The sequence below is a fragment of the Chitinophaga deserti genome (assembly GCF_003149455.1).
Classification (GTDB): Bacteria; Bacteroidota; Bacteroidia; order Chitinophagales; family Chitinophagaceae; genus Chitinophaga; species Chitinophaga deserti.
In genome coordinates this window covers 62,399-83,804 of the sequence record NZ_QFFK01000002.1, presented here as the reverse complement: position 1 = coordinate 83,804, position 21,406 = coordinate 62,399, and the positions used below count along the sequence as shown (strand labels likewise).

General features: G+C 49.1%; 19 protein-coding genes and 1 tRNA gene. 12 read left to right on the top strand and 8 right to left on the bottom strand.

All coding sequences use genetic code 11. The annotated features are described in order from the left end of the window. Positions 1–14 precede the first annotated feature (14 nt). Complete coding sequence (locus tag DEV76_RS04315) at positions 15–872, top strand: formate/nitrite transporter family protein (RefSeq protein ID WP_109695505.1); 858 nt, start codon at positions 15–17, stop codon at positions 870–872. On the opposite strand, the gene DEV76_RS04310 is transcribed toward DEV76_RS04315, so the two are convergent. Then, on the bottom strand, positions 873–3,017 hold the full coding sequence (locus DEV76_RS04310) for a TonB-dependent receptor plug domain-containing protein (RefSeq protein ID WP_109695504.1): 2,145 nt from the start codon (positions 3,015–3,017) through the stop codon (positions 873–875). 228 nt (positions 3,018–3,245) lie between these two features. On the opposite strand from DEV76_RS04310, the gene DEV76_RS04305 reads away from it, so the two are divergent. Further along, positions 3,246–4,223 carry a helix-turn-helix transcriptional regulator gene (locus DEV76_RS04305; RefSeq protein ID WP_109695502.1) on the top strand — a complete coding sequence of 326 codons (978 nt, stop codon included), beginning with the start codon at positions 3,246–3,248 and terminating at the stop codon, positions 4,221–4,223. Between the two features lie 76 nt (positions 4,224–4,299). On the opposite strand, the gene DEV76_RS04300 is transcribed toward DEV76_RS04305, so the two are convergent. Next, positions 4,300–4,422, bottom strand: coding sequence for an alanyl-tRNA synthetase (locus tag DEV76_RS04300; RefSeq protein WP_109695500.1), 123 nt, complete (start codon positions 4,420–4,422; stop codon positions 4,300–4,302). After that, complete coding sequence (locus tag DEV76_RS04295) at positions 4,423–4,752, bottom strand: antibiotic biosynthesis monooxygenase family protein (RefSeq protein ID WP_157962712.1); 330 nt, start codon at positions 4,750–4,752, stop codon at positions 4,423–4,425. It lies immediately after the preceding gene. Between the two features lie 174 nt (positions 4,753–4,926). Between DEV76_RS04295 and DEV76_RS04290 the strand changes: the two genes are divergently transcribed. The 8 genes from DEV76_RS04290 to DEV76_RS04255 all read left to right on the top strand — a co-directional run bounded on the left by DEV76_RS04290 (position 4,927) and on the right by DEV76_RS04255 (position 12,142). Then, positions 4,927–5,619 carry an HmuY family protein gene (locus DEV76_RS04290; RefSeq protein ID WP_109695496.1) on the top strand — a complete coding sequence of 231 codons (693 nt, stop codon included), beginning with the start codon at positions 4,927–4,929 and terminating at the stop codon, positions 5,617–5,619. An 8-nt stretch (positions 5,620–5,627) separates the two neighbouring features. Continuing rightward, entirely contained in the window at positions 5,628–6,398 is a 771-nt protein-coding gene (locus tag DEV76_RS04285; protein ID WP_109695494.1) for an HmuY family protein, read from the top strand. Then, positions 6,395–7,126: a hypothetical protein gene (locus DEV76_RS04280; RefSeq protein ID WP_109695492.1), complete on the top strand. Its 732-nt coding sequence runs from the start codon at positions 6,395–6,397 to the stop codon at positions 7,124–7,126. Before DEV76_RS04285 ends, DEV76_RS04280 begins: the two co-directional genes overlap by 4 nt. Then, positions 7,126–8,133, top strand: a complete 1,008-nt coding sequence (locus tag DEV76_RS04275; RefSeq protein ID WP_109695490.1) for a hypothetical protein — start codon at positions 7,126–7,128, stop codon at positions 8,131–8,133. Before DEV76_RS04280 ends, DEV76_RS04275 begins: the two co-directional genes overlap by 1 nt. A 61-nt stretch (positions 8,134–8,194) precedes the next feature. Next, positions 8,195–8,899: a hypothetical protein gene (locus DEV76_RS04270; RefSeq protein WP_157962711.1), complete on the top strand. Its 705-nt coding sequence runs from the start codon at positions 8,195–8,197 to the stop codon at positions 8,897–8,899. 133 nt (positions 8,900–9,032) lie between these two features. After that, positions 9,033–10,190 (top strand): MrcB family domain-containing protein, encoded by a 1,158-nt coding sequence (locus DEV76_RS04265; RefSeq protein WP_157962710.1) that lies wholly within the window; start codon positions 9,033–9,035, stop codon positions 10,188–10,190. Between the two features lie 30 nt (positions 10,191–10,220). Then, positions 10,221–11,057, top strand: a complete 837-nt coding sequence (locus tag DEV76_RS04260; RefSeq protein ID WP_109695484.1) for an SGNH/GDSL hydrolase family protein — start codon at positions 10,221–10,223, stop codon at positions 11,055–11,057. A gap of 176 nt (positions 11,058–11,233) precedes the next feature. Next, positions 11,234–12,142 (top strand): DUF6268 family outer membrane beta-barrel protein, encoded by a 909-nt coding sequence (locus tag DEV76_RS04255; RefSeq protein ID WP_109695481.1) that lies wholly within the window; start codon positions 11,234–11,236, stop codon positions 12,140–12,142. 90 nt (positions 12,143–12,232) lie between these two features. On the opposite strand, the gene DEV76_RS04250 is transcribed toward DEV76_RS04255, so the two are convergent. The 5 genes from DEV76_RS04250 to DEV76_RS04230 all read right to left on the bottom strand — a co-directional run bounded on the left by DEV76_RS04250 (position 12,233) and on the right by DEV76_RS04230 (position 16,502). Beyond that, the gene (locus tag DEV76_RS04250; protein WP_197737165.1) at positions 12,233–12,955 is read right to left on the bottom strand and encodes a LytR/AlgR family response regulator transcription factor; all 723 of its coding nucleotides are present in this window, start codon (positions 12,953–12,955) and stop codon (positions 12,233–12,235) included. Between the two features lie 14 nt (positions 12,956–12,969). Further along, complete coding sequence (locus DEV76_RS04245) at positions 12,970–14,022, bottom strand: sensor histidine kinase (protein WP_109695479.1); 1,053 nt, start codon at positions 14,020–14,022, stop codon at positions 12,970–12,972. 84 nt (positions 14,023–14,106) lie between these two features. Next, the gene (locus DEV76_RS04240; protein ID WP_109695478.1) at positions 14,107–14,703 is read right to left on the bottom strand and encodes a porin family protein; all 597 of its coding nucleotides are present in this window, start codon (positions 14,701–14,703) and stop codon (positions 14,107–14,109) included. Positions 14,704–14,806: 103 nt separating this feature from the next. After that, on the bottom strand, positions 14,807–15,907 hold the full coding sequence (locus DEV76_RS04235; protein WP_109695476.1) for a glycosyltransferase family 4 protein: 1,101 nt from the start codon (positions 15,905–15,907) through the stop codon (positions 14,807–14,809). Positions 15,908–16,428: 521 nt separating this feature from the next. Further along, a tRNA-Asn gene (locus DEV76_RS04230) sits at positions 16,429–16,502 on the bottom strand. A 118-nt stretch (positions 16,503–16,620) separates the two neighbouring features. Here DEV76_RS04230 and DEV76_RS04225 point away from each other — a divergent pair. Beyond that, positions 16,621–18,213, top strand: a complete 1,593-nt coding sequence (locus DEV76_RS04225) for a DUF6377 domain-containing protein (RefSeq protein WP_232826874.1) — start codon at positions 16,621–16,623, stop codon at positions 18,211–18,213. A 223-nt stretch (positions 18,214–18,436) separates the two neighbouring features. Continuing rightward, positions 18,437–21,388, top strand: a complete 2,952-nt coding sequence (locus tag DEV76_RS04220; RefSeq protein ID WP_109696631.1) for a SusC/RagA family TonB-linked outer membrane protein — start codon at positions 18,437–18,439, stop codon at positions 21,386–21,388. Positions 21,389–21,406: the final 18 nt, after the last annotated feature.

The window sequence follows — 21,406 nt, the reverse complement described above, 5'->3', positions numbered from 1 at the left end:
TAAACTATTCAACGATGGATTATAAAAAACCAGCGGAAGTATCCGGCGCCATGATCCAGGCCGGTATCGATAAAACCCGCATGAGTATGACAGATATGATCGTAAAAGGAATCCTTTCCGGCGCAATCCTCGGCTTTGGCACTACGTTCGCCCTCACGGCTACCGTGCAAACGAGCCTCCCGCTCATAGGAGCAGCTATCTTTCCTGCATGCTTCATCATCGTGGTGCTGCTGGGGTACGAACTGGTAACGGGGAACTTTGCCGTGATGTCGCTGTCGTGGTTTGCGGGGCAAATTTCCCTGAAGCAGCTGGGCAAAAACTGGGCGGTTGTATACCTCGCCAACCTCGCAGGAGGCCTCATGTATGCAGGGCTTTTCTGGGCATCACTCACCCAGTTCGGGAAGGTAGACGGGGGCGCCATCGGCAAACTGATTACCAATATTGCAGTTGCCAAAACCACAGGCTATGGTCAATTCGGAACTACCGGTCTGCTCACCGTTTTTGTGAAAGGAATTTTATGCAACTGGATGGTAACGCTGGGTGTGGTGATGGCCATGACATCTACTTCCACATTAGGTAAGATTCTGGCGGCATGGCTCCCGATCTTCATCTTTTTTGCTCAGGGTTTTGAACACGCCGTTGTGAACATGTTCGTGATTCCCGCAGGTATGCTGCTGGGTGCGCCTGTTTCTGCAGGACAATGGTGGTGGCTGAACCAGCTGCCGGTTACACTGGGCAACATCGCAGGCGGGGTTATCTTCACTGCGTTAACCCTGTACCTCATGCATGGTAAGCGCCGTAAGGAGCCACTGGTTTCCACAGGAAGCAGCTCCCGCCCGGAGATTGCGGAGAGCGCCCCTGTGCTGCAATAATCAGTGCTTACTGATCTTGCGGAGAAAATGCCATTCCGCTCCAGCCATAAACATACGGCCGGGTTGGGATGGCATCAGATAATCTGTGTGGCCTGTAAGGTTATCGACACCCAGATGGAGTGTAAGCCTTTTTTGAAGAAGTGTTTTCTGAACCGATGCATACAGCAGCACATGGCCTTTTACAAATACATCGTATGGATCGATATATCCATTGTTGTCAACATCCAGGAAGCCGTATTTGCCTCTGTAGGTTCCACGAAATGAAGCGCTGAGTCCCCAGCGGGGATGTGCCCATGTAGTTTGGAGGCTGGCCATATGACGGCTGCGGTTGGGTAATCCGAAGTAATCGCCGGAGGTAGCCGGCCGTATGCCATCAGGCGTGCGCACCGTTTTGTAGCGCGGGGATTTCTGGCGGATGGAATCCAGTATGGTGGGATTACGTGCTTCCAGCAGCTGGTAACCTGCAGAAATCTGAAGGTTGGATGTAATGGAATACTTCCATCCTGCCTCCACTCCCCGTAAGGTTACCCGGTCTATATTGATGTAGGAAAATAATTGCTGTCCGTTTCGCATGATGCCTACCTGCTCCGTATTTATGAGATTGCGCAGGCGGTGCATAAAAGCCCCTGCCTGCCATTCCATTCTGCTGCCGGTATTCAGGGTAATGCCTGTGTTGAAAGAAGTAGAGGTTTCCGGCTGTAGGGTATTTACCTGTGAAGCATTATCCCAAATCTGTGCTACGGTACCGGCGGCTTTCAGCTGAGCAGCCTTTTCTGCGAAATTATGTGCGCCAATCACCGTGTAGCCCTGGGTGATATTTGTGAATACCTGGTACATCTGGGCATAGGTAGGTGGTTTAAAGCCATTGCCCATAGAGGCTCTTATGCCGAGCCATTGCACCGGGCGGTAAAGGGCGCCGGCGCTAAGATTGAGGCGGCCGCCGTAATCGCTGTTACCATCATAGCGCAGGCCTGCGGTGAGCTTGAATTTGTCTGTTGCTGAATATTCGGTTTGCAGATAGCCGAAGTATCCGTTCATCGACCGCCGGATGTCTGACCCGGGGTTGCGGTAAGATTGCCGGTCGCCGCCAATGCCACCAAGGAAAACAAGTGGCAGTTGCTCCGGGCGTTGCTCTGCCTGCACTTCGAGCCGGTGTATCTGCTGGAAGAAGTCGTTCTCCTGCAACAGCCGGCCATTTTCCTGCAGGGTTACGGTTTGGCGTGTATCGTAGCCGGTATAGTAATATCGTGCCTGTAATGTAAGCGTACGGGTAGCCAGATGCCGCAAGCCCAATCCGGCGTTTATATCCTGCTCGCGGAGGTGGTCACTGAAAGGCTGGGCGCCATAGTTGCGGAACATTTCTGAGCTTCTGCCGGCAGCACGCAACCGGGCCTGTAACGTAGTACGGTCACTGATACGCCAGTGAGCACGGGCCTGCATCATGCCACTATGGTAAGGTGGAGAAGTTTTCCCTTCTTTGAGGTATTCGGTATTGGCGTTGAATCCATCGGTTTTGTAGAAGTTGCCCGAAACGGAAACGAAGCCTTTGTTGTTCCGGAAAGGTGTTTCGGCGTTTATATTAGCATCGGTAGTCTGGTAAGTGCCGTGCCGGATGCCGGCCGTAGCTGAGGTTTGCCGCACCACCTGGCGGGTGATGATGTTGATGACGCCCCCCAGCGCTTCGGATCCATACAGGCTGCTGGCCGCACCTTTGATCACTTCTATCCTTTCCACATCGGCCACGCCGATGCGCGACAGGTCGAAGTTGCCGGCGAGGCGCCCGGTCATTGGCTGGCCGTCGATAAGAATGAGCACATATTCTGAACTAAAGCCCTGCAACTGTATACCCACACTGCGGTTGCCGCTCCCAAGGTCCGGCACAATGGCCATACCTGTTTGCTCGCGCAATACCTCATCGAGCCGGCGGCTGCCTGCAAGCTGAATAGACTGGCGGGAGATAACGAGCGTAGGCGCGGTTTGCCTCCCGATACCAATGAGGTCGTCGGTTTTGCGTAGCGACTGGTCCGTTACTTCATGGGTATGGAGCGTGCGTACGGCAGGTAAACTGTCGGCCCGGGACCCTTGGGCCGAAGCGGTGACGCTGGCAAGCAGGCATGGGAGCAGGAGGGATGGGCGGATATGCATATCGGGTGCAAAGCTCAGTCAGAATACTGACCCGCAGGGGAGAAAAGCTTACCTGAGCGGGAGTATTTATGCTCAGGAAGGGAAAAAGATTTACCATATCCGGAAAATCGAAATCATAAAGGGTGGCAGTAGCGGGCATCTTCCCGATACGATCATTTGCCGTTCCCGATTGCGGGCCGTTTTGTAGGATCGATGGGTTAATATTGCCTGATTCAACATTTTCTCCATTTGCCTGCCCAGCCAGTACATATCATCCCCTCCTGCCGGTTCGACATCCGGCATTCCGAAGCGTTCCGTGAGCGCCGCCGCGAGCTGTCGCAAGACGGCCATACCGGATCGCTCTTCGAAATGCTGAGTCCGGACGGTATTAATTTCGGGTACTACAATCTCCGCTCCCGCAATGCAGGGGAGATCGTTTTCCGGAACTCAGCACCGTTCTTCCAAATGAGCTATACGGTAAGCGGCAGTAAGAGTTACTCTTCTCAAAGCAGTTCCGGTAAACTGGCATCGCTCGACCGGCATCAATACAATTACCTGTTTTTCCCGGAAGAAGACATCCGGCTGCAATGGCCTGCCCATGAGCAGCTGGAAACTTTTGAGCTGGGTGTAAGTCCGGACCTGGTGTTGCAGGCTATGCCCCGGGAGCATCCGCTATACAAAGTATTTTCAGGCAGCATCGAGCGCAATGCGCCGGTAGCTATCAGTTCCGTGAACCTGCCCATGCAGGCGCCCATCAGCACTATTTTGTACGATATGCTGCATTGCCCGCTGGAGGGGCGTTACAAACAACTTTTTCTGAAAGCGAAAACCATCGAGCTGCTGGCTATCCAGCTGTCGCAGTATGAGCAGATGGCAGGACTGAAACCGCCTGAAGCCTCCCGCTCGCTCCGGAAGGAAGATGTGGAACGCATGCATCTGGCGCGGGATATTATTGCCAGCAACATTCACAGTCCATGTACACTGATCGATCTGGCACACCAGGTAGGCACCAACGATGCATATCTGAAAAGCCATTTCAAACAGGTATTCGGCACCACTGTTTACGGATACCTGCAGGGAATTAAGATGGCACATGCGCGGGAGCTGCTGGGACAGGGTAAGCAGGTGTCTGAAGTGGCGTATTTATCAGGATATAAGCACACCGCGCATTTTACGCGTGCATTCAAGAAATTTTTCGGCTATGCGCCGGGAAGGATAAAAGGCTAAACAGAAATGCCGCAGTACAGGAAATGGTCAGATTTCCCGCACCGCGGCATTTTTGGCATCCATATACGTACCAGGGCTAGGTGGCCAGCCAGTAGAAGATGGCGAGCCAAACCAGGCCTTTTACGAGGAAGAAAACGAATCCCCAGAAGCCAAGTCTCTTCAGCCATTTCAGGATGGCTGCTTTGTTGGGCGCTTTCATTTATTCGCTGATAATGCGGTAGATCTTGAAATCGCTGGACATGGGTGCAGGGCGGCCTTCTTCTTTGGCTTTAGCCAGCTCGGCAAACCCGCGCTGATGACCTGCGGTGAAGGCAGGCGATTTCATCCAGTCTTTAAACGACTGTTCTGTTTCCCAATAGCTGACGATAAGATATGCATCGCCCGCCTTTTCAGGACGGAGCACATGCATGTTCACGAATCCGGGCATTGTATCAATAGCATGGGCGCGGGTTGCGAACATCTGTTCGAAACGGTCGCGGAAGTCTTCATTGCATTGGATGTAGTTAATGGCAACATAGTGATTTGTCATGGCTTTGTTTGTTTTTGTCGAACTAAAGATAGTCATGTCATCGGATTGTCATAGCTCATTGCCGGAAATTCGCTTACCCGAAACGGAACTTTCTCCCTTTTCCTGAATAGGTTGGTCTTTTTCCGGAAGTGGTCAGCAGATGCACTCAATTTTGCATCCTAACCACAGCCAGCAATGAAATTACGAATATGGATCCTTGCGGCAAGCGCATTGCTTGCTTCCTGCTCAAAAGACGGGGATGAGAAGCCCACACTCACGGGACCTCCCAGTACCACCATCTCTGACCTCCAGGCAGACACGGGCGCTTCCGTAGGCGACGATGCCGGCGAAGGCAAAGAGAAGCGCCCCTTTTACTCGCTCACATTCAGCTTTTCCACTAAACAGTCGCGCCTCATCAAAACTAAAGCCGACTCGCTGCAATATCTCAAAAACACAGATTGGGACATCGCCTTTACACAGGAATATAACTCCTACGTGGTGGTGAATAACGGTACCTATACCGGTACCCCCGGCGCAGGCGGGCCGGGTAAAGGCGCCATGATCATCATTGAGAAGCCATACGACCAGGTTACTGAAGCGCCTTCAGACGAAGACTTTGAGAACAAAGGGGTGCATGGCGTGGGCTGGGATAGCGGGAATGGCTACGGCTGGTTTTTCTATTCCCTCAGCAACCATATTTGCGTGCCGATTAAAAACCGCACGTTCGTATTACGCACGGCCGAAGGCAAATACGCCAAGCTGGCCCTGCTGAATATTTACAAAGGCAATCCTCCTGTGGTAACGGACCTTTTCTGGCCTGCACCATACCTCACTTTCAAATACTTCGTGCAAACCGACGGCAGCCGCCGGTTAAACACATCCAACTGACGAAAACCATGAAAATAAAACTTACAAGTATCCTGGCGCTGGCCTTTCTGATGGCATGTTCGAAAGATGATGCGCCTGTTAAGCCCGATGAGCCTGCAGGCGGCGGAGGGAATACCGTGAAAACAGGCACCTACCGCGTAGTGAACCTCGTGGCTGATACCAGCGCCACTTCAGCAGGTGATGCCGTTTCGCTCTATTACAGTCTGGAAGAGAATAAGGTGGTGCCCGCTTCGCAAAGGCAAACGGGCAACTGGGATATCGTGTTCTACGGTATCTACAACAGCAGTATTTATCCCAATAACGGTGCTGCTCAAGGTTCACCCGGTTATGGTGGCCCGGGCAAAGCGGAGATCGCGGTGATAGTAGACCGTAAGTTCGACGTGCAGTATTATGATACCACCAATTTCAGGCCTACACAGATTCCCGTGCCTGCTGCGCTCTGGAACGAAGCATATGCTAAAGTTACACAGGTACCGGCAGGCCTGAAGTTCGTTACCCGCGATATTGGTCTGGATCATTTCCTTGGCGGCTTCGACGGTTGGGGTTATTATGATTTTTACGGGCGCCTTTTCCCGGGCGATCCTCAGAAGTCGCACGTAGTATATACCATGCCGCGTGTCATGATCGTAAAAACACATAAAGGCCGTTATGCCAAATTGATGATGGAAAGTATTTATAAAGACAGTCCGGCTAACCCGAACCGTACCAACAAGCCTGGTTATATCACATTCCGTTATTCCATCCAGATGGATGGTTCTGTAAACCTCAACATTCCATGAAATATTTCTACAGCATCCTACTGAGCTGCGGGCTGTTTGCCTGCACAAAAACAGAGACGATTGCTCCTAAGGCGGAGCCTGGCAACCGGATAGAGTCGTTCCGCATCGTTAACGTGCAGGGCGAGCCACTGGAGGCAGCCATCTCGGATAAGGAGAATACCATCACCGTGTATTGGCCTTTTTACAAGCAGCTGAGCATCCTGGAGCCTGCTATCGCACTGCCGGCAGGGGCTACTATATCTCCCGCCTCGGGCACTTTGATAGAAAACGTATTCGAAGCCCTGCGCACCGAGCGTAAAACAACCTATACCGTTACCGGGGCAGACGGCAGCAGGCGTGAGTATAAACTTCAGCTGAAAGTGCTCCAGCCCGAGCTGGTGCTTAAAGAAGTGAGCTCGCCTGATGATATCAAAGCATTTTCCATCAACATGAAAGAGCAATACTCCAGCTTTTCGGTAACTATTCAGGGGAGCGGCTTTTTGGAGAATAACGACCTGATGCGGGTAGTTCCGGTGGATGCAGACGGTAAAGAGCTGCCTCCCTTTATGCTGGGCATCACCAATCTGGGAGATATTACCCGTATTACCCTGCACTGCGAGAAGTACCAGGAACCGTATTCACCGCTGGTACAGGCGCTTCCAGCCACCGGCCTTTACCGGTTGCGTGTGTACTGTTATGGCCGCGTGAAAACACTGCAATTCCCCATCCGAATTAACAAACTGCAATAATGAAACTCGTACCTGTCATCGCTATATCCCTGCTGGCCGTTGCCTGTAAAAAAGAAACGGAGCAGGAACCATCGCCATATAACCGCATTGCCAATTTTACAATAGAAGCCGGAGGCTCAACAGTATCGGCCGCCATGTCGGGAGACAGTATCCTGGTTTACTGGCCATCTTACCTGGCGCAACCATCTACCATCCAGCCTCAGATCGAAGTATCTGAGGGAGCCGCTATATCACCGGCATCCGGCGCTTCCGTGGCATTTAAAACCGGCACAGCGTACACGGTAAAAGCCCAGAATGGAAAGGAGAAGAAGTTCTATCTGAAAGTTGTGATCAGCCAGCCGCCGATTCAGATTTATGAAGGGGCCTCATATATTGCTCCACTGGGTGGAGAAGCGGTTATCGACAACGGATCGGCCATGCGCTATTTCGACCGGGATGCCACTGCCACTAAGTTTTACCTGGTAGATACAGCCGGTAACGCTACACAGATGAATATCGAATTCTTTACGCAGCACGATGGTACCCTGTCCATGCGGGTAAAGGTGCCAGCCACCGGTGTAAAGATTGGCGGTTACCGGGTAAGGATCTCCAGTGGTACGCTCACCCACACTACTGAAAATTATGTGTTCGGAGTTTTGTATCCCGCATCAGAAAAGCCCATACCGGCTTCGCTGGAAGCCCCGGTTACAGTAAAGCGTGGTGAAACAATCACTTTCGCCGGCCAGAAGTATTTTGACCTGAAAGACGCGATCGCTTACACCTACGATGAAAACTATAATGAGAAGGAGATCATGCCTCTTCCGCTGGTGAGTTTCACAACTACATCGGCCACCTATCGTATCCCGGCCAACTTCCCGGCAGGAACTTACCAGTTTGGAGACTGGGGGCCAAATGCCATAGGCATTCGCCTGCGCATCACCAATTTCATTGGCTGGTGGAACTGGAAAACGGAGCCGAAGAACTTTGTTGAGATCCCCGGATACATAGCATTTAGTGTAACGCCTTAAGTTTTTTAGAAACCCGATTAATATTGTTTCACCCTCAACCCGTTTATTAACTATGATTTCCATGAAGAAAACCCTTCGTCCTGCAGGTGGTATCCTTGCTGTAGCCCTTTTATTGGCTTCCTGTTCCAAGAACAGTGATGTGGTAACTCCCGAAGCCGGCCGTATTGCTGCCGGAAGAGCCGGCGCCTCTGTAGTAATCCCCGATGGTACCAGCCAGGCGATTACCGGTCCGGGTGTTACCTCGGGGACTATTGCACGCAGTGGTGCGCTGTACACCGTTACCAATTTCAAGCAGGCCTACAGCACTGGCCCCGGTCAGCCTGCTGATGGTAATTTCTACTGGCGCTTTTCAGTGAATGAAGCCGGAAGTCCGGCCACACAGGAAGTGAAGTTCACCGGTATTGCTACCGGAGACATCATTCCCCGTGATTCCATCAAGTTCATCGACAAGGCCTTTGCATCCGTAGTTTCCTCCGACTGGGCATTGGGTACATTACCCGGTGCATCTCCTGCAGGCAGCAATGTGATTGGTATGAACAACGTTACCGGAACGGGCGTGCCTCCGGGTGTATCTGCTTATGCAAACGGCAAAGGCTGGTACACCTACAACTGGAGCGCAGGCCATACCGTTACCCCTGTAGCCGGGAGAACGCTGATCGTGAAAGTAGGCACTACGCTGTGGAAAGTGCAGATCACTTCCATTTACCTGAATGGCATTACGGGCGGAACCTTCCCGTATTACAACTTCGTGTACCAGGCGATTTAGTCTTCGTATACTTTGAGTTTAGTCTTGGATTCATCGGCCGCAGGTTTCTGCGGCCGATTTTGGTTTCAGGGGGATGGGGGTTCTCAAAATGGTATATAAACCGTTAATTTGCGATAACCCATCCCAATATCCCATGTTACGAGAAATTATTGAAACGATCTTCCAAAGGTATTTAAGTGAAAAAGAGGCGTATTATAGCCCAAGCAATTCGAATCGCAAGATTAGTGACCTATCTATATACAATTTAATGACCGTTGACCTGCCGCAAGAAATACGGAAGAGTATTCACCTAGATTCAAAAAGGTATAAGGTATCTGGTTCAATTGGGCAAGGTAATATAACGGAAACACCGCATGTATGCATCTTTGATTTGGACATAACAGATTCTCCAAGTGATGGATATTATGTAGCATATTTGTTTGATGCCAACATGAAAAAGGTCTATTTGACATTAGTGCAAAGTTGGACGCCTTACAATACAAAGTTCAAAGTAAAAGAAGGTAAAGTAAGAATCCGGGAAACGACGGAGTATGCCCAAAAAAACTTACGATCTAAAGCAGATTTTTTAACCACACGGATTAAGCTAGATGGTACTAATAAGTGGGGGGATAAATATGAATTAGGAACAATTATTAGTAAGCAATATGACCGTAGTGATTTGCCTGGAGATGATGAATTAATGAACGATTTACGAAATGTTATAGGAGCTTATAGCGAATTGAAAAATTGGATTGGCAAGCATATTATGGATATCGAAAATGCAGCAAATGAATTTCAAGATACAGGGATTGAATTTAACGTTGAAGTAGCAACTGGGGGTGAACGATTTTACCGTGAAATATCAAATATTTTATCTGTGCCTATACAAGCTAGTTTTACAGATGAATTTTCAGGGACATACTCTTTCAATGCCATAGCAAACGAAAGAACAGTCAATAGAACACACGGAAGAGTCGTACGGGCATTGCATGATTATTTTAAAGGAAAGGGATATGTTGTTTCCAATGATAAATGGAGAGATCTAATAGTAACAGATCCGGTAACAGGAACAATTCGATTGATTGAGGTTAAAACACCCAATAGTACACAAAGTCTATTTACGGCGATAGGCCAGTTGTTGTTTTATAGTGCAGGATATAAGGATGCAAAGGGGCGTGTTACTTTGATATTAGTAAGTAAAATGAATGTTACACCTAAATTAGATGAATTTTTGAAATCTATTAACATTCAAGTACTTCGTTATCATTGGGAAAATGAACTACCTATATTTGATAATATAGAAGTAGTATAATTAATTAGTTGTTTTCAATTTATTGAAACTATGAATGCTATCACTAAAGCGATCCTTCTCGCAATCATATCCCTTAGCTGCACCTCCTTCCTCCCACCACGCTTAACCTGGGTGGCCATAGGGGATTCGATTACGTACCTCAACGATCACCCAAATGAAACGGGGAACCGCATCACGAAAGGGTACCTGACCATGGTGACGGAGCGCCTCCCGCACATTACGTACATCAATCAGGGCCACAATGGCTGGACGGCCGGGGGAATAGCAGATAAATTCGATCAGCTGAACATCACTAAGGCAGATATTTACTCTGTGTTTCTGGGTACGAACGATTGGTGGCAGGGCCGGGAGCCGGGTACTATGAAGGATTATTTATCTGCATCCGGAAATGCAACCGTAAGTGGTTCATTCCGGATTATCATCGATAAACTGAAGCACCTCAATCCCAATGCCCGTTTTATCCTGATGACGCCTTTGCAGCGGGGGGATTTCGTTTATCTGAATAATTCCCATAACAATGCCTGGGGTTCTTACAGACCTAATAAAAACGGGCAGATGCTGGAGGCTATCGTACGTGTAATAGATTCAATTGCGAGGCATGAAAAGTTCGAACTGATAGATCTGTATCATAATAGCGGCATCAACCTGAAGAATATGGTTCACTTTAAACTGCTGAAAGATTCCACTACAGGAGCAACCCAAAAGCTAACATGGCCTGCCTATCGTGATAAACCATGGAACCCCGCTAACGACGCTTACCCTTATCCCCCGGAGGCTATCTGGATGACGTACGACGGCCTTCACCCTTCCGACGAAGGATACAAGGCCATCACAAAGATGCTGGTGAAAGTGATGAAACGGTATTAACTGGTAGTGCCTCCGGGTTGGAGGCACTTGTGTTTAAAAGCAGGCTTAGGATTTAAACAATTAGGGAAAAGTTGTCCGGCTATACCCGCAGGTAATCCGTCCAAACCGACAGATGGTCAAAAGGATTTCCCGGCGCCATCGCAATAGGCTCCCTTTGCGTTTAAATACTAAGTCTGATGAAATTTAAAACCTGTTGCTGCGTTGGCGCCCTGATGCTGGTAACCCATATCACCAATGCACAGAATAAAGTAGCGGCGGAACTCACTGCCGAATACGTTCCCTTCTCTAATTACGTTCGCCCCGAAGACAGTCTCAAAACCGGCAGTACGAGCGATTTTAAACGCATGAAACTGACGGTGATGATACCCTTCTCTTTCCGCAAGCGGGAAGCAGATGAGGCTGCCCGATGGTTTGTGGTGCTGGATGGTGCCTACGCCAAAATGACCAACCGCGATTACGAGAAGCCCCTCTTTCCCACTGAAATGCTCAATGCCCAGGTGGGCCTGAAGCATATTATTCCTATGAAGAAAAACTGGTCGTTATATACCATGGCCGGTGTGGGTGTATACACAGATATGACACAGATAGACAGGAATGATGTGCTCCTCCAGGGCGGTGTTATTTTTGTGAAGCAATTTAACCCCCGCCTCGCAGCTGGCCTCGGTCCGGTAGTGTCCAATGCTTTCGGCGTGCCCATGGTAATGCCGGGTTTATACTTCAGCTGGACCACCGGAACGAAGTTCAAAGTAAACGTAAACCTGCCCGAAGGCGCAGACATCGGATACCAGTTTAATCCAAACCTGGGACTGAAAGCAGTATTGGGGCTCAGTGGTATGACGGTGGAGAAGGAAAAAGACGGAAAATCCATCCTGCTGGGTTATCAGCAGATCACTGCCGGATTGCGCCCTGAAGTGAGACTGAATAAATCCTGGACGGTAGGGCTTACTGCGGGCACCACACTGGCAAGGTCGTTCAAGGAAAGTGAACGCTCTCTGAAAGGGATATTTAGCGGGATGAATAAGGTTGATCCCCGGTTCACCACCACCTTTTATGGCGCCATATCCCTTAAGTTAAATATGCCCTGATCATCCATATCCTGATCGTTCATACACTTCCTGTATTGCCGGGCTTAAAACCCTGGGGATACAGGATTTTTTAATATAAGAATACAATGGTTAGCGGCTGATGAGTTTTTTATATACCACCTGGTTCAGGAGATCTTCCTTCTTTGCGCGGGAAATTGGCAGCTCATGCTTACCTACAAACACGCGGCCTCCGGAGATCATGTCGATGTGGGAAATATTAACGAGGTAGGATTTATGGATGCGGAAGAACTGTTGCGCTGGTAACGATTCTTCCAGCGCCACAAGCGTTTGATGTATGGTGAGTACCTTATCTTTAAAATGCAGCTTGGTATAGTTCTGCATGCCTTCCACGAAAAGGATATCGGGCCACGATATTTTTACGAACTGGTCATTAAGTTTTACATATAAGATGGCATCTTCCGCAGGGAGGTTGTTTTTGTTTTTCTCCAGCAGCTGGAATTGCTGGTAGGCTTTACTGGCAGCCTGGTAGAACCGCGGGAATGCAATAGGTTTAAGCAGGTAGTCTACGATTTGGAGGCGGAAGCCTTCCAGCGCATATTCTGAATGGGCGGTTATAAAGATGCAGAGTGGTGGAGATTCGAGGGATTCAAGGAAGTCGAGGCCTGATAAATAGGGCATATTAATATCGAGGAAAAGCAGATCGATGCCGCCCTGAGTAATACGGGAAGTGGCAGCCAGGGCTGAGGCATAAGTGCCTGCTACTTCCATGAACTCGAGCTGGCGGGCAAATTCCTGTATCTGGTCGCGGGCCAGGGGTTCGTCGTCAATTACTAAACACTTCATCTTTTCCATCAGGGCACAATTTGTTAAATGATGATTTTCCCCAGATCCAGCACCAAAGTTACCTTAAAAACATGGTCCGACGGGTCTATTATAAGCTCGTGGGCATTAGGATATTGCAGCTGAAGGCGGTTCTGAACATTTTGCAGGCCAATACCATGTGCATTCATCTGTCTTTTGCCGCTGAGCATGGTGTAGGGGTTTTCTATATAAAACCGGAGAAATCCGCCTTGTGCACTGCAATGGATTTTGATATAACCCTTATGCCCTTCCAGCCGGGAAACGTGCTTAAAGGCATTTTCCACGAACGGAACCAGCAGCAGTGGGGCAATAGGCGACTCGTTATCTTCTATATCCCAGTTACAGGAAACGTCCAGCTCATTCCCCCAGCGGAGTTGCTCTACCGCCACGAGGTCCTGCAGGTACTGGATCTCCCTGGAAAGCTTCACCTGGTTGCGGTTGCATTCGTATAACTGGTATCGCAGCACATCGGAGAATTTCAGGAGAAGGAAGGATGCGATTTCCACATCTTTCTTCATCAGGATAAAAATATGGTTCAGCACGTTGAACATCACATGCGGGTTGATCTGGCTCTGGAGGAACCTCACCTGTCCTTCCAGGTGTGCCTGCTGGAGCTGGGCGTGCTTCTTTTCGATACGAACGTGCTCCTGGTAAAAGCGCATGCCGCAGAGGGTGCCATTGATGAGCAGGGAGGAGGGAATGGAGATGTAAAACCGGACCCAGAAAACAGACAGGAAGTTTGTATCTCCATTAATCATATCGGGCCGGTATTTCAGCAGGTAAAGGGTGTTGAGGAAGCCGAGGTAAACGGTCAGGAGCAGTAGCATAAAGAAAGCATAGCTGTAGAAGCGCTTCAGGTTCCGCTGGCGGAGAGCATGGGCGAGCATAAGATCGCTCAGGATATGGGCACAAACGATAGACCCTGCAATGGTAAGTACGGTAATGGCGATAGAGGGCCACAGCGGCAGGTCTTGTTTGATCTGGAGCCAGACGGTGATGGCCAGCAGCATCCAGAAGGATAAAAGGAAGAGCCACTTTTGAAATTTCGGCGATATCATGGTGTGATGATGGAATAGTGATGAACGACAGACAACCGCAATTGAAGGCATTGCGGTTGTCAAAATTATGGACCAGAAGCGGTATTAAAAAAGAAAGAAGCCCACGCTGAGGGAAAGGGTCTGCGGAAGGGCTTTAAAGTCGCTGCTGTATTTGGAAAGCCCCTGCTCATACCGGAGGTCGAGGGTAAGCCGGTTAAAGTCTGCCCCGATGCCTGCCGTAGCGCCAATATTGGATTTATCGAATTTCTTCAGGCCGGATTGAACACCGGAGAGCACTGCCTGATTTCCTTTGAAGCTGTAGCGGTAAACACCTCCTGCAAAGATACGCAGGCTTGCAGCGTCCGTTTTCCAGACTTTGTAACCTGCTGTTACGGGGATACCAACCGCATAAGATTTATACCTGATATCTTCCACCTTACCGCTTTTGAAGGTCATGGTCTGCCGTTCCAGCAGGGTTTCGCCCTGGAAGTAAAGCCGTCCCAGTTCCAGACGCGCCATGCCACCAGCATGCCAGCCACCGGAAAATTTAGACGACATATCCTGTGGGGCAGAAGCTTTGCTGAATTGTCCGCCGGCTTTTACACCAAATCGGAGATCGGGACCGGATTGTGCCATAACTATCTGGCAGGTCATGAGAAACAGGGCGGTCATCCATACCCGGAAGTTTTTTTGTCTTGTCATGTCAAATCAAATTTTGTTGTTTATGCGGCAAAACAACGGCAGTATGCACAGGGCATAAAAACCATTTGATGTATAACATGTTTGCGATGACCAATGGGGCGTTTTACACGAGGTGCCGGTAAACATCCAGCGTACGCTGCATGCACAGGTCCATGGGAAAACGTGTAAGTTGCCGTGTGCCTTCGGCTTTCAGAAGACCGGAAGTTTCTTTGCTGTTGATAACCGCGTCTATAACGCGGGTCATATCTTCGGGCTGGTAGGGATCGAAATATGCGGCGGCATTACCGGCCACTTCTTTAAAACAGCTGGTGTTACTTGTGATAACGGGGCATTGGTTATTGAATGCTTCAAGGATGGGTAATCCGAACCCTTCATAAAGTGATGGATAAACAAATGCCATAGCCTGCTGATACAGGGTATTCAATTGCGCATCTGTAGCGGAAATCTGCATAACCTTATCTTCAATACCTGCTCTGATCAGTATTTCTCTTTCTGCCGGACCGAACTCCCCGCCTCCGGTACAAATGAGCCGGATATCGTAACGGTTCATTAATGGCTGAACTGCCAGAACAAACCGGTTAAAGTTTTTATAACCGGATCGGTCGCCCACAAACAGAAGGTAGTCTTTGAAAGGAGGCTTGTATGCATGGTCTGTTTCAGACATTAATGCCGGAGCGGTTGACTGGTATCCATGATGGATCACCGAAATCTTATGATCAGGAATGTTAAAGACTTTCTGAAGATCGTTCTTAGTGGATTCGGAGATGGCTATAATGTGATCGGCTTTCGTGATTGTTGCCCGCTTAAAGGGCACGTATTGTTCATGAGGGGAAAAGTATTCCGGGAACAGCTCATGGATCATGTCATGGACCGTAATAACGAAGGGCTTTTTCAGCTCCGTTAAAAAGTAAGGATGGTAATAAGTAGGGTGGAGTACATCAAAATCATTCTTACCAATCAGGTAGCCGGAGTATTTTCTGTTCCACTTCTCCAGCTTGCGCTGTTTTCTTAATAACCTTTCGCCAAGAAAGGCGGGTAACGGAAACTTTACATTCTGTATATACTGATTTCTGCTGTAAAGCACCGTGAGCTTACAGCCGGTATGACCATTATCCTGCAGGGAATTGTAAATGTTGGCAAAGTATCTTGAAATTCCTCCGTAGCGTTGAAGCGAAAAAATCTGATGATCAAAATAGACTTTCATCGTTACCGGTTATTGATCGATAAAGGTAGGTTTAAAATACTTCATTGAAAAGCCTGCCTGCCGGTAGTCATCCATTCGGAAATGGAGGGCCATGGTAATATATCCGGGGGATTTTTCATAGAAACCGTATTAATGCAGTTACAAGTTAGTATGAAGCTAAGGACAAGTTAAGGACAAGGTAGTTAGAAAGGGTTTTTGACGGCTGGAGAAGCACTCAACAAGCACTTAACAAGCACTCATCATGCGCTTTTCATGCACTCAACAAGCACTTTTCATGCACTCAGCACCTTTTTCAAAACGGAACAAATGACCCAAAACAACCCAAATCGGAACTTTTGGCCCCTTTGCTTTTTTGGAATAACGAGGTGTGTGTACTTTCGAAATGTAATTACAACCATGCGGATCATGTGGAGGTCAACCGGCGCGGTTATGTAAGTTATTTTATCTGATCCGGATATGCTGCCAAAAGGGTATAATGAAAAAAGCAGTTACAACGATTGTTATAACTGCTTTCCTTTATGCTCCCCCTGTTGGACTTGAACCAACGACCCTCTGATTAACAGTCAGATGCTCTAACCAACTGAGCTAAGGAGGAGTGTTTCCCTCGATTGGGATTGCAAAAATAGACAAAATTTTATTTCTGCAAAATCTATTTTCAATTTTTTTCTGAACTACCCTATTTCTGATATCTTTATAGTAGCCAGCACAACATTATGAAGTGGATCCTGTTCAGCATTTTAATTTTCCGGTACGCCGCTGCCACGGCCCAATCCGGCAAAGAGAATATTCTTAGGCAACTGGACGAAACCATCCGACTGTCCCATGATTTCGATAATCAGAAATATGCCCTTCTGCAGTCGCTCAAGCAGCAACTTGCGGCCGCTCCCGATGCCGTAAATCAGTTCGAAATATGCATCCGGCTCTATAACGAATACAAGTCTTTTAATTACGATACCGCTTTTTCCTATGCCCTTCAGCTGAAGAAAATTGCTGCGGGTATGAACGACCCGCAGCGTTCCGCTTATGCTGATATAAAACTGGGTTTTATCCTCCTTTCATCCGGCATGTTCCGTGAAACGGCAACTGTACTCGACTCAATCAGTGCTGCCGGCCTCTCCGATTCCTTACGCGCGGAATACTACGTACTCATCCGCCGATATTATTATGACCTTGCCGATTATGTGAATGACTGGTATTACTCCCCGAAATACCTCCGCCTCGCCGGACTTTATACGGATTCCGCAGCGGCATGCTACCCCGAAAACCATTTCGAGCGCCTTTCCTGCCTGGGATATAAGTATTTCAAGGAAAACCGGCCAGACTCTGCCCTCCACTATTTACGCCGTACCATGGCCCTGCCCAACCTATCCTGGCACCAGCAGGCTATGATCAAGGCAAATGTGGGTTCCATATATGTTAGCAGAAAACAATATGACTCAGCCGTAGTCATGTTTGCCCAGTCGGCCATGGCAGATACCCGTGGTTCTATTAAAGAAACCACGGCCGCCTTTAACCTGGCTTCACTGTTGTTCCAGACGGGTGATATCAAAAACGCTTCCCGATATATAGAACGGGCTGTGCAGGACGCCACTTTTTATGGTGCCCGCCAGCGCAAGGTACAGGTAAGCGCCATCCTCCCCATGATCGAAGGGGAAAGGTATAACGCCATTGAGAATGAGAAAAACCGCCTGGTGGTTTACTCCGCCATCGCCACCTTCCTCGTACTCGCCCTCATCCTGCTCGCCTTCATCATCTTCAAACAAATCAGCCGCCTGAAGGCCGCCAAGGAAATTATTACCGTTGCCCACCGCCGCCAGCAGGAAATAAACGATAAACTCCTCGAATCCAACCGGATCAAGGAAGAATACATCGGCTATTGCTTCCACATCGCCTCCGCCTACATCGAAAAAATTGAGAAGCTGAAGCACCAGGTCGAAACGAAGCTGGCCGACCATAAGCATGGGGATATCCGGTATATCGTCAATAATATCAATATCAAACAGGAAAGAGAAGAGCTCTTCCACAACTTCGACCGCATCTTCCTCCGCATCTTCCCCAACTTCGTTTCCGAATTCAACTCCTTTTTCCGGGAAGATGACCAGATCCGGTTAAAGGAAAACGAACTCCTGAATACCGACCTCCGCATCTATGCCCTCATCCGGATCGGTATTTCCGAAAACGAAAAAATCGCCCGTATCCTCGAATATTCAGTGAACACCATTTACGCCTATAAAACCCGTATCCGGAACAAATCCATCGTCCCCAATGAGGAGTTTGAAGACCGGATCATGGAAATTAAGATCTGAAACCATTTATATTAAGAATATTTATATTCATTATCATCTATTTGTAAATCAGCCATTTAAATTTCAGAAAACCCTATAATCCGGCAATAATATCTATATCGGGATGATAATAGTTTGCCACGATTTGCGAACCCCCTTACTTTGAATCGTTCAACCAAAATTGGATTTCACGTTTCGTCCTTTCTGCGAAAAAACCATCTCAGTAATTCTTAAACACTACGTTATGATCAAAATGCGACTACTCAGCGCGCTACTGATTTGTCCGCTCCTGTTTCTATCCCAGGTAGCATTAGCCCAGACAAAACCAGTTTCCGGCAAGATTACCGATGAAAAAGGCGAGGGTATCCCCGGCGCCAGCGTTCAGGCCAAAGGCACTAACATCGGTACGGTTTCGGACCCTACAGGCGCTTTTAAGCTGAATGTACCCGCTCAATCCAAAACCCTTATTGTTTCTTTCATCGGCTACGCCCCCCGGGAAGTAGATATCACAAACTCATCAGAGGTTACCGTTGCCCTTAAACTGGAAAGCTCCACCCTTACAGACGTGGTAGTGGTAGGTTATGGCACCACCCGGAAGAAAGACCTCACCGGCGCAGTTACCTCCCTGAAAGCCAAAGACTTCAATAAAGGTATTGTGGCTGCCCCCGACCAGCTCATTCAGGGCAAGGTAGCAGGCCTCATGATCGTTAATAACAGCGGTGCCCCCGGTGCCGCAGCCACCGTCCGCATCCGCGGGGTATCGTCCGTTAGGTCGGGCAACCAACCCCTGTATGTGATAGACGGGGTACCGCTCGACGGCAGGGTGGCGCGCCCCGAGATCAATGCCAACGGCATCGGTCAAACACCCAGCGCCAACCCCCTCAACTTCGTAAACTCCTTCGATATTGCCTCCATGGATGTGCTGAAAGACGCTTCCGCCACTGCCATATATGGCTCCCGTGGCTCCAACGGTGTTATCATCATCACCACCAAAAAAGGGCAGGAAGGTCCCGCAAAGTTGGATGTCAATTATTCCATCGGCGCCAGCTCTGCCATGAAAAAACTCAAAGTACTGGGGCCTGATGAGTTCAGGCAAACCATCAAAAACTATAATTTCCCCAGTGGCGACGAAGGCGGCTCCGCTAACGGCCTCAATTCCATCCTCCGCACCGGCATCACCCATAACTTTAATGTGGGTATCAGCGGTGGCTCGGAAAATGCACGTTACCGCGCAGCATTCGGTCTCATGAACCAGGACGGGATCGTCCTGAAATCCGGGCTGAAGAAATACACGGGTAACCTTACCGGACAGTTCAAGTTCCTGGAGAGCCGCCGCCTCGGTCTCGATTTCGCCCTTATGGCAGCGCAAACCGTGGAAACCATGGCCCCCATCTCAAATAACGCCGGCTTTACCGGCTCCCTCATCGGCCAGGCCCTCCAGTGGAACCCCACCCTCAACCTTCGCCAGCCCGATGGCAGGCTCACCATCCTCGGAAATAATGGCGCCGTTAACCCGCTGGGCATGTCTGAAGCCTGGGATGATAAAGCTGATGTTAATTACCTCCTCGGTAACATCTCCCCCTATTTCAAAATCACCGACGACCTGGAGTACCGCTTCCTGTTCTCGATCAACCGCCAAACAGGTATCCGCCGTACACAGATTCAATCGTGGATCAATATTAATGGTGTGAAAGACCTCGGACAGGCTTATTATGGCAATGCGGAACTGATCACCAAACTGTTTTCCCATACCCTCAACTACAATAAGCAGATTACGGAGGCCTTCCACCTGGGAGCAGTGGTAGGGTACGAATACCAGGATTTCCAGTACAAGACCACCGATATTGGCGCAAGAGGTTTCAGTACCGATGCGCTGCCTTACACAAGCATTCTGCAGGATCCCTTGCAGAGCAATACTTTCATTTCTGCCAACGTACAGCCTAAATCTGAACTGCAATCCATTTTTGGCCGCGTTACCGCTAACCTGCACGATAAATACCTGCTGACAGCAACTATTCGTGCAGACGGCTCTAATAAATTCGGGGAGAACAACCGTTATGGCTACTTCCCTTCTTTCGCCGCCAAGTGGAACCTTTCTGAAGAAGATTTCCTGAAAGGCAATTCGTTTATACAGCAGCTGGCCATCCGCGCGGGCTGGGGTATCACGGGTAACCAGGAATTCCCTGCAGGGGCTGCACAGGAGCAGTTTATGCTCACAGGTGGTGGAGGCTCGCGCCAGATCAACGCAGCTAACCCTGATCTTAAATGGGAAAAATCCGCTCAGCTGAATGCCGGTGTAGACTTCTCCATTCTCAGCGGCCGTGTTTCCGGCAGCGTGGATTACTTCCATAAAAAGACTTCTGATCTGTTGTTCAACTTCATCGCCACCGGCCCCGGCCCTGCAGCCAATGTATGGCGTAATATGCCCGGTGAGATCCTTAACAAAGGTGTGGAGCTGGCATTGCGCGGAGAAATCGTGCGCGGTAAAGATGTGTTATGGAACCTGGGTGTGAATGCAGCATTCATGAAAAACGAACTGCAGAATTATGAAGGTCCGGATGTGCTGACAGGTGCCATCAGTGGTCAGGGTGTTTCCGGAGCTACCGTGCAGCGCTTTGCCAATGGCTATCCGCTTAACGTGTTTTACATCCGGAAATGGAACGGGCTGAATAAAGACGGTATCAGCGAATATGAAGGCGGTGATACAAAAATGTTTTACAGCGGCGATCCCAACCCACGTACCCTCCTTGGCATCACTACCGATCTCAGCATTAAGAAATGGTATTTCGGGGTGAACTTTAATGGAGCATTTGGTCATAAGATCTATAACAACACCGCCAACACCGTACTCACTGTCAACAACCTTTCTTCGCGCAACATTGCCAAAGAGCTGATGGGTAATAACGAAAGCACTTCCAACCCCATCGCTACTTCTACCCGCTATCTCGAAAGCGGCAACTTCCTGAAACTGACGAATGCTACCATCAGCTATTCCTTCGGGGATGTGGGTAAGAACTTCAGGAACCTGAGTCTTTCCCTCACAGGACAAAACCTTTTCGTGATCACCAAATACACCGGCTTCGACCCTGAGGTGAATACGGATAAAAATGTGAATGGTGTAAACTCCTTCGGTATCGAGTACATCCCGTACCCTACTGCCCGGAGCATTATGATGAGTATTGGTGTTTCCTTCTAATTCAGTTCCTTAAAACAG

Coding starts and splice junctions, on each gene's coding strand:
- DEV76_RS04260 (WP_109695484.1), top strand. CDS start 10,221: ATGAATGCTATCACTAAAGCGATCCTTCTCGCAATCATATCCCTTAGC.
- DEV76_RS04290 (WP_109695496.1), top strand. CDS start 4,927: ATGAAATTACGAATATGGATCCTTGCGGCAAGCGCATTGCTTGCTTCC.
- DEV76_RS04300 (WP_109695500.1), bottom strand. CDS start 4,422: ATGAAAGCGCCCAACAAAGCAGCCATCCTGAAATGGCTGAAGAGACTT.
- DEV76_RS04280 (WP_109695492.1), top strand. CDS start 6,395: ATGAAATATTTCTACAGCATCCTACTGAGCTGCGGGCTGTTTGCCTGC.
- DEV76_RS04315 (WP_109695505.1), top strand. CDS start 15: ATGGATTATAAAAAACCAGCGGAAGTATCCGGCGCCATGATCCAGGCC.
- DEV76_RS04285 (WP_109695494.1), top strand. CDS start 5,628: ATGAAAATAAAACTTACAAGTATCCTGGCGCTGGCCTTTCTGATGGCA.
- DEV76_RS04235 (WP_109695476.1), bottom strand. CDS start 15,907: ATGAAAGTCTATTTTGATCATCAGATTTTTTCGCTTCAACGCTACGGA.
- DEV76_RS04275 (WP_109695490.1), top strand. CDS start 7,126: ATGAAACTCGTACCTGTCATCGCTATATCCCTGCTGGCCGTTGCCTGT.
- DEV76_RS04270 (WP_157962711.1), top strand. CDS start 8,195: ATGAAGAAAACCCTTCGTCCTGCAGGTGGTATCCTTGCTGTAGCCCTT.
- DEV76_RS04310 (WP_109695504.1), bottom strand. CDS start 3,017: ATGCATATCCGCCCATCCCTCCTGCTCCCATGCCTGCTTGCCAGCGTC.
- DEV76_RS04255 (WP_109695481.1), top strand. CDS start 11,234: ATGAAATTTAAAACCTGTTGCTGCGTTGGCGCCCTGATGCTGGTAACC.
- DEV76_RS04225 (WP_232826874.1), top strand. CDS start 16,621: ATGAAGTGGATCCTGTTCAGCATTTTAATTTTCCGGTACGCCGCTGCC.
- DEV76_RS04250 (WP_197737165.1), bottom strand. CDS start 12,955: ATGGAAAAGATGAAGTGTTTAGTAATTGACGACGAACCCCTGGCCCGC.
- DEV76_RS04220 (WP_109696631.1), top strand. CDS start 18,437: ATGATCAAAATGCGACTACTCAGCGCGCTACTGATTTGTCCGCTCCTG.
- DEV76_RS04245 (WP_109695479.1), bottom strand. CDS start 14,022: ATGATATCGCCGAAATTTCAAAAGTGGCTCTTCCTTTTATCCTTCTGG.
- DEV76_RS04265 (WP_157962710.1), top strand. CDS start 9,033: ATGTTACGAGAAATTATTGAAACGATCTTCCAAAGGTATTTAAGTGAA.
- DEV76_RS04240 (WP_109695478.1), bottom strand. CDS start 14,703: ATGACAAGACAAAAAAACTTCCGGGTATGGATGACCGCCCTGTTTCTC.
- DEV76_RS04295 (WP_157962712.1), bottom strand. CDS start 4,752: ATGACAAATCACTATGTTGCCATTAACTACATCCAATGCAATGAAGAC.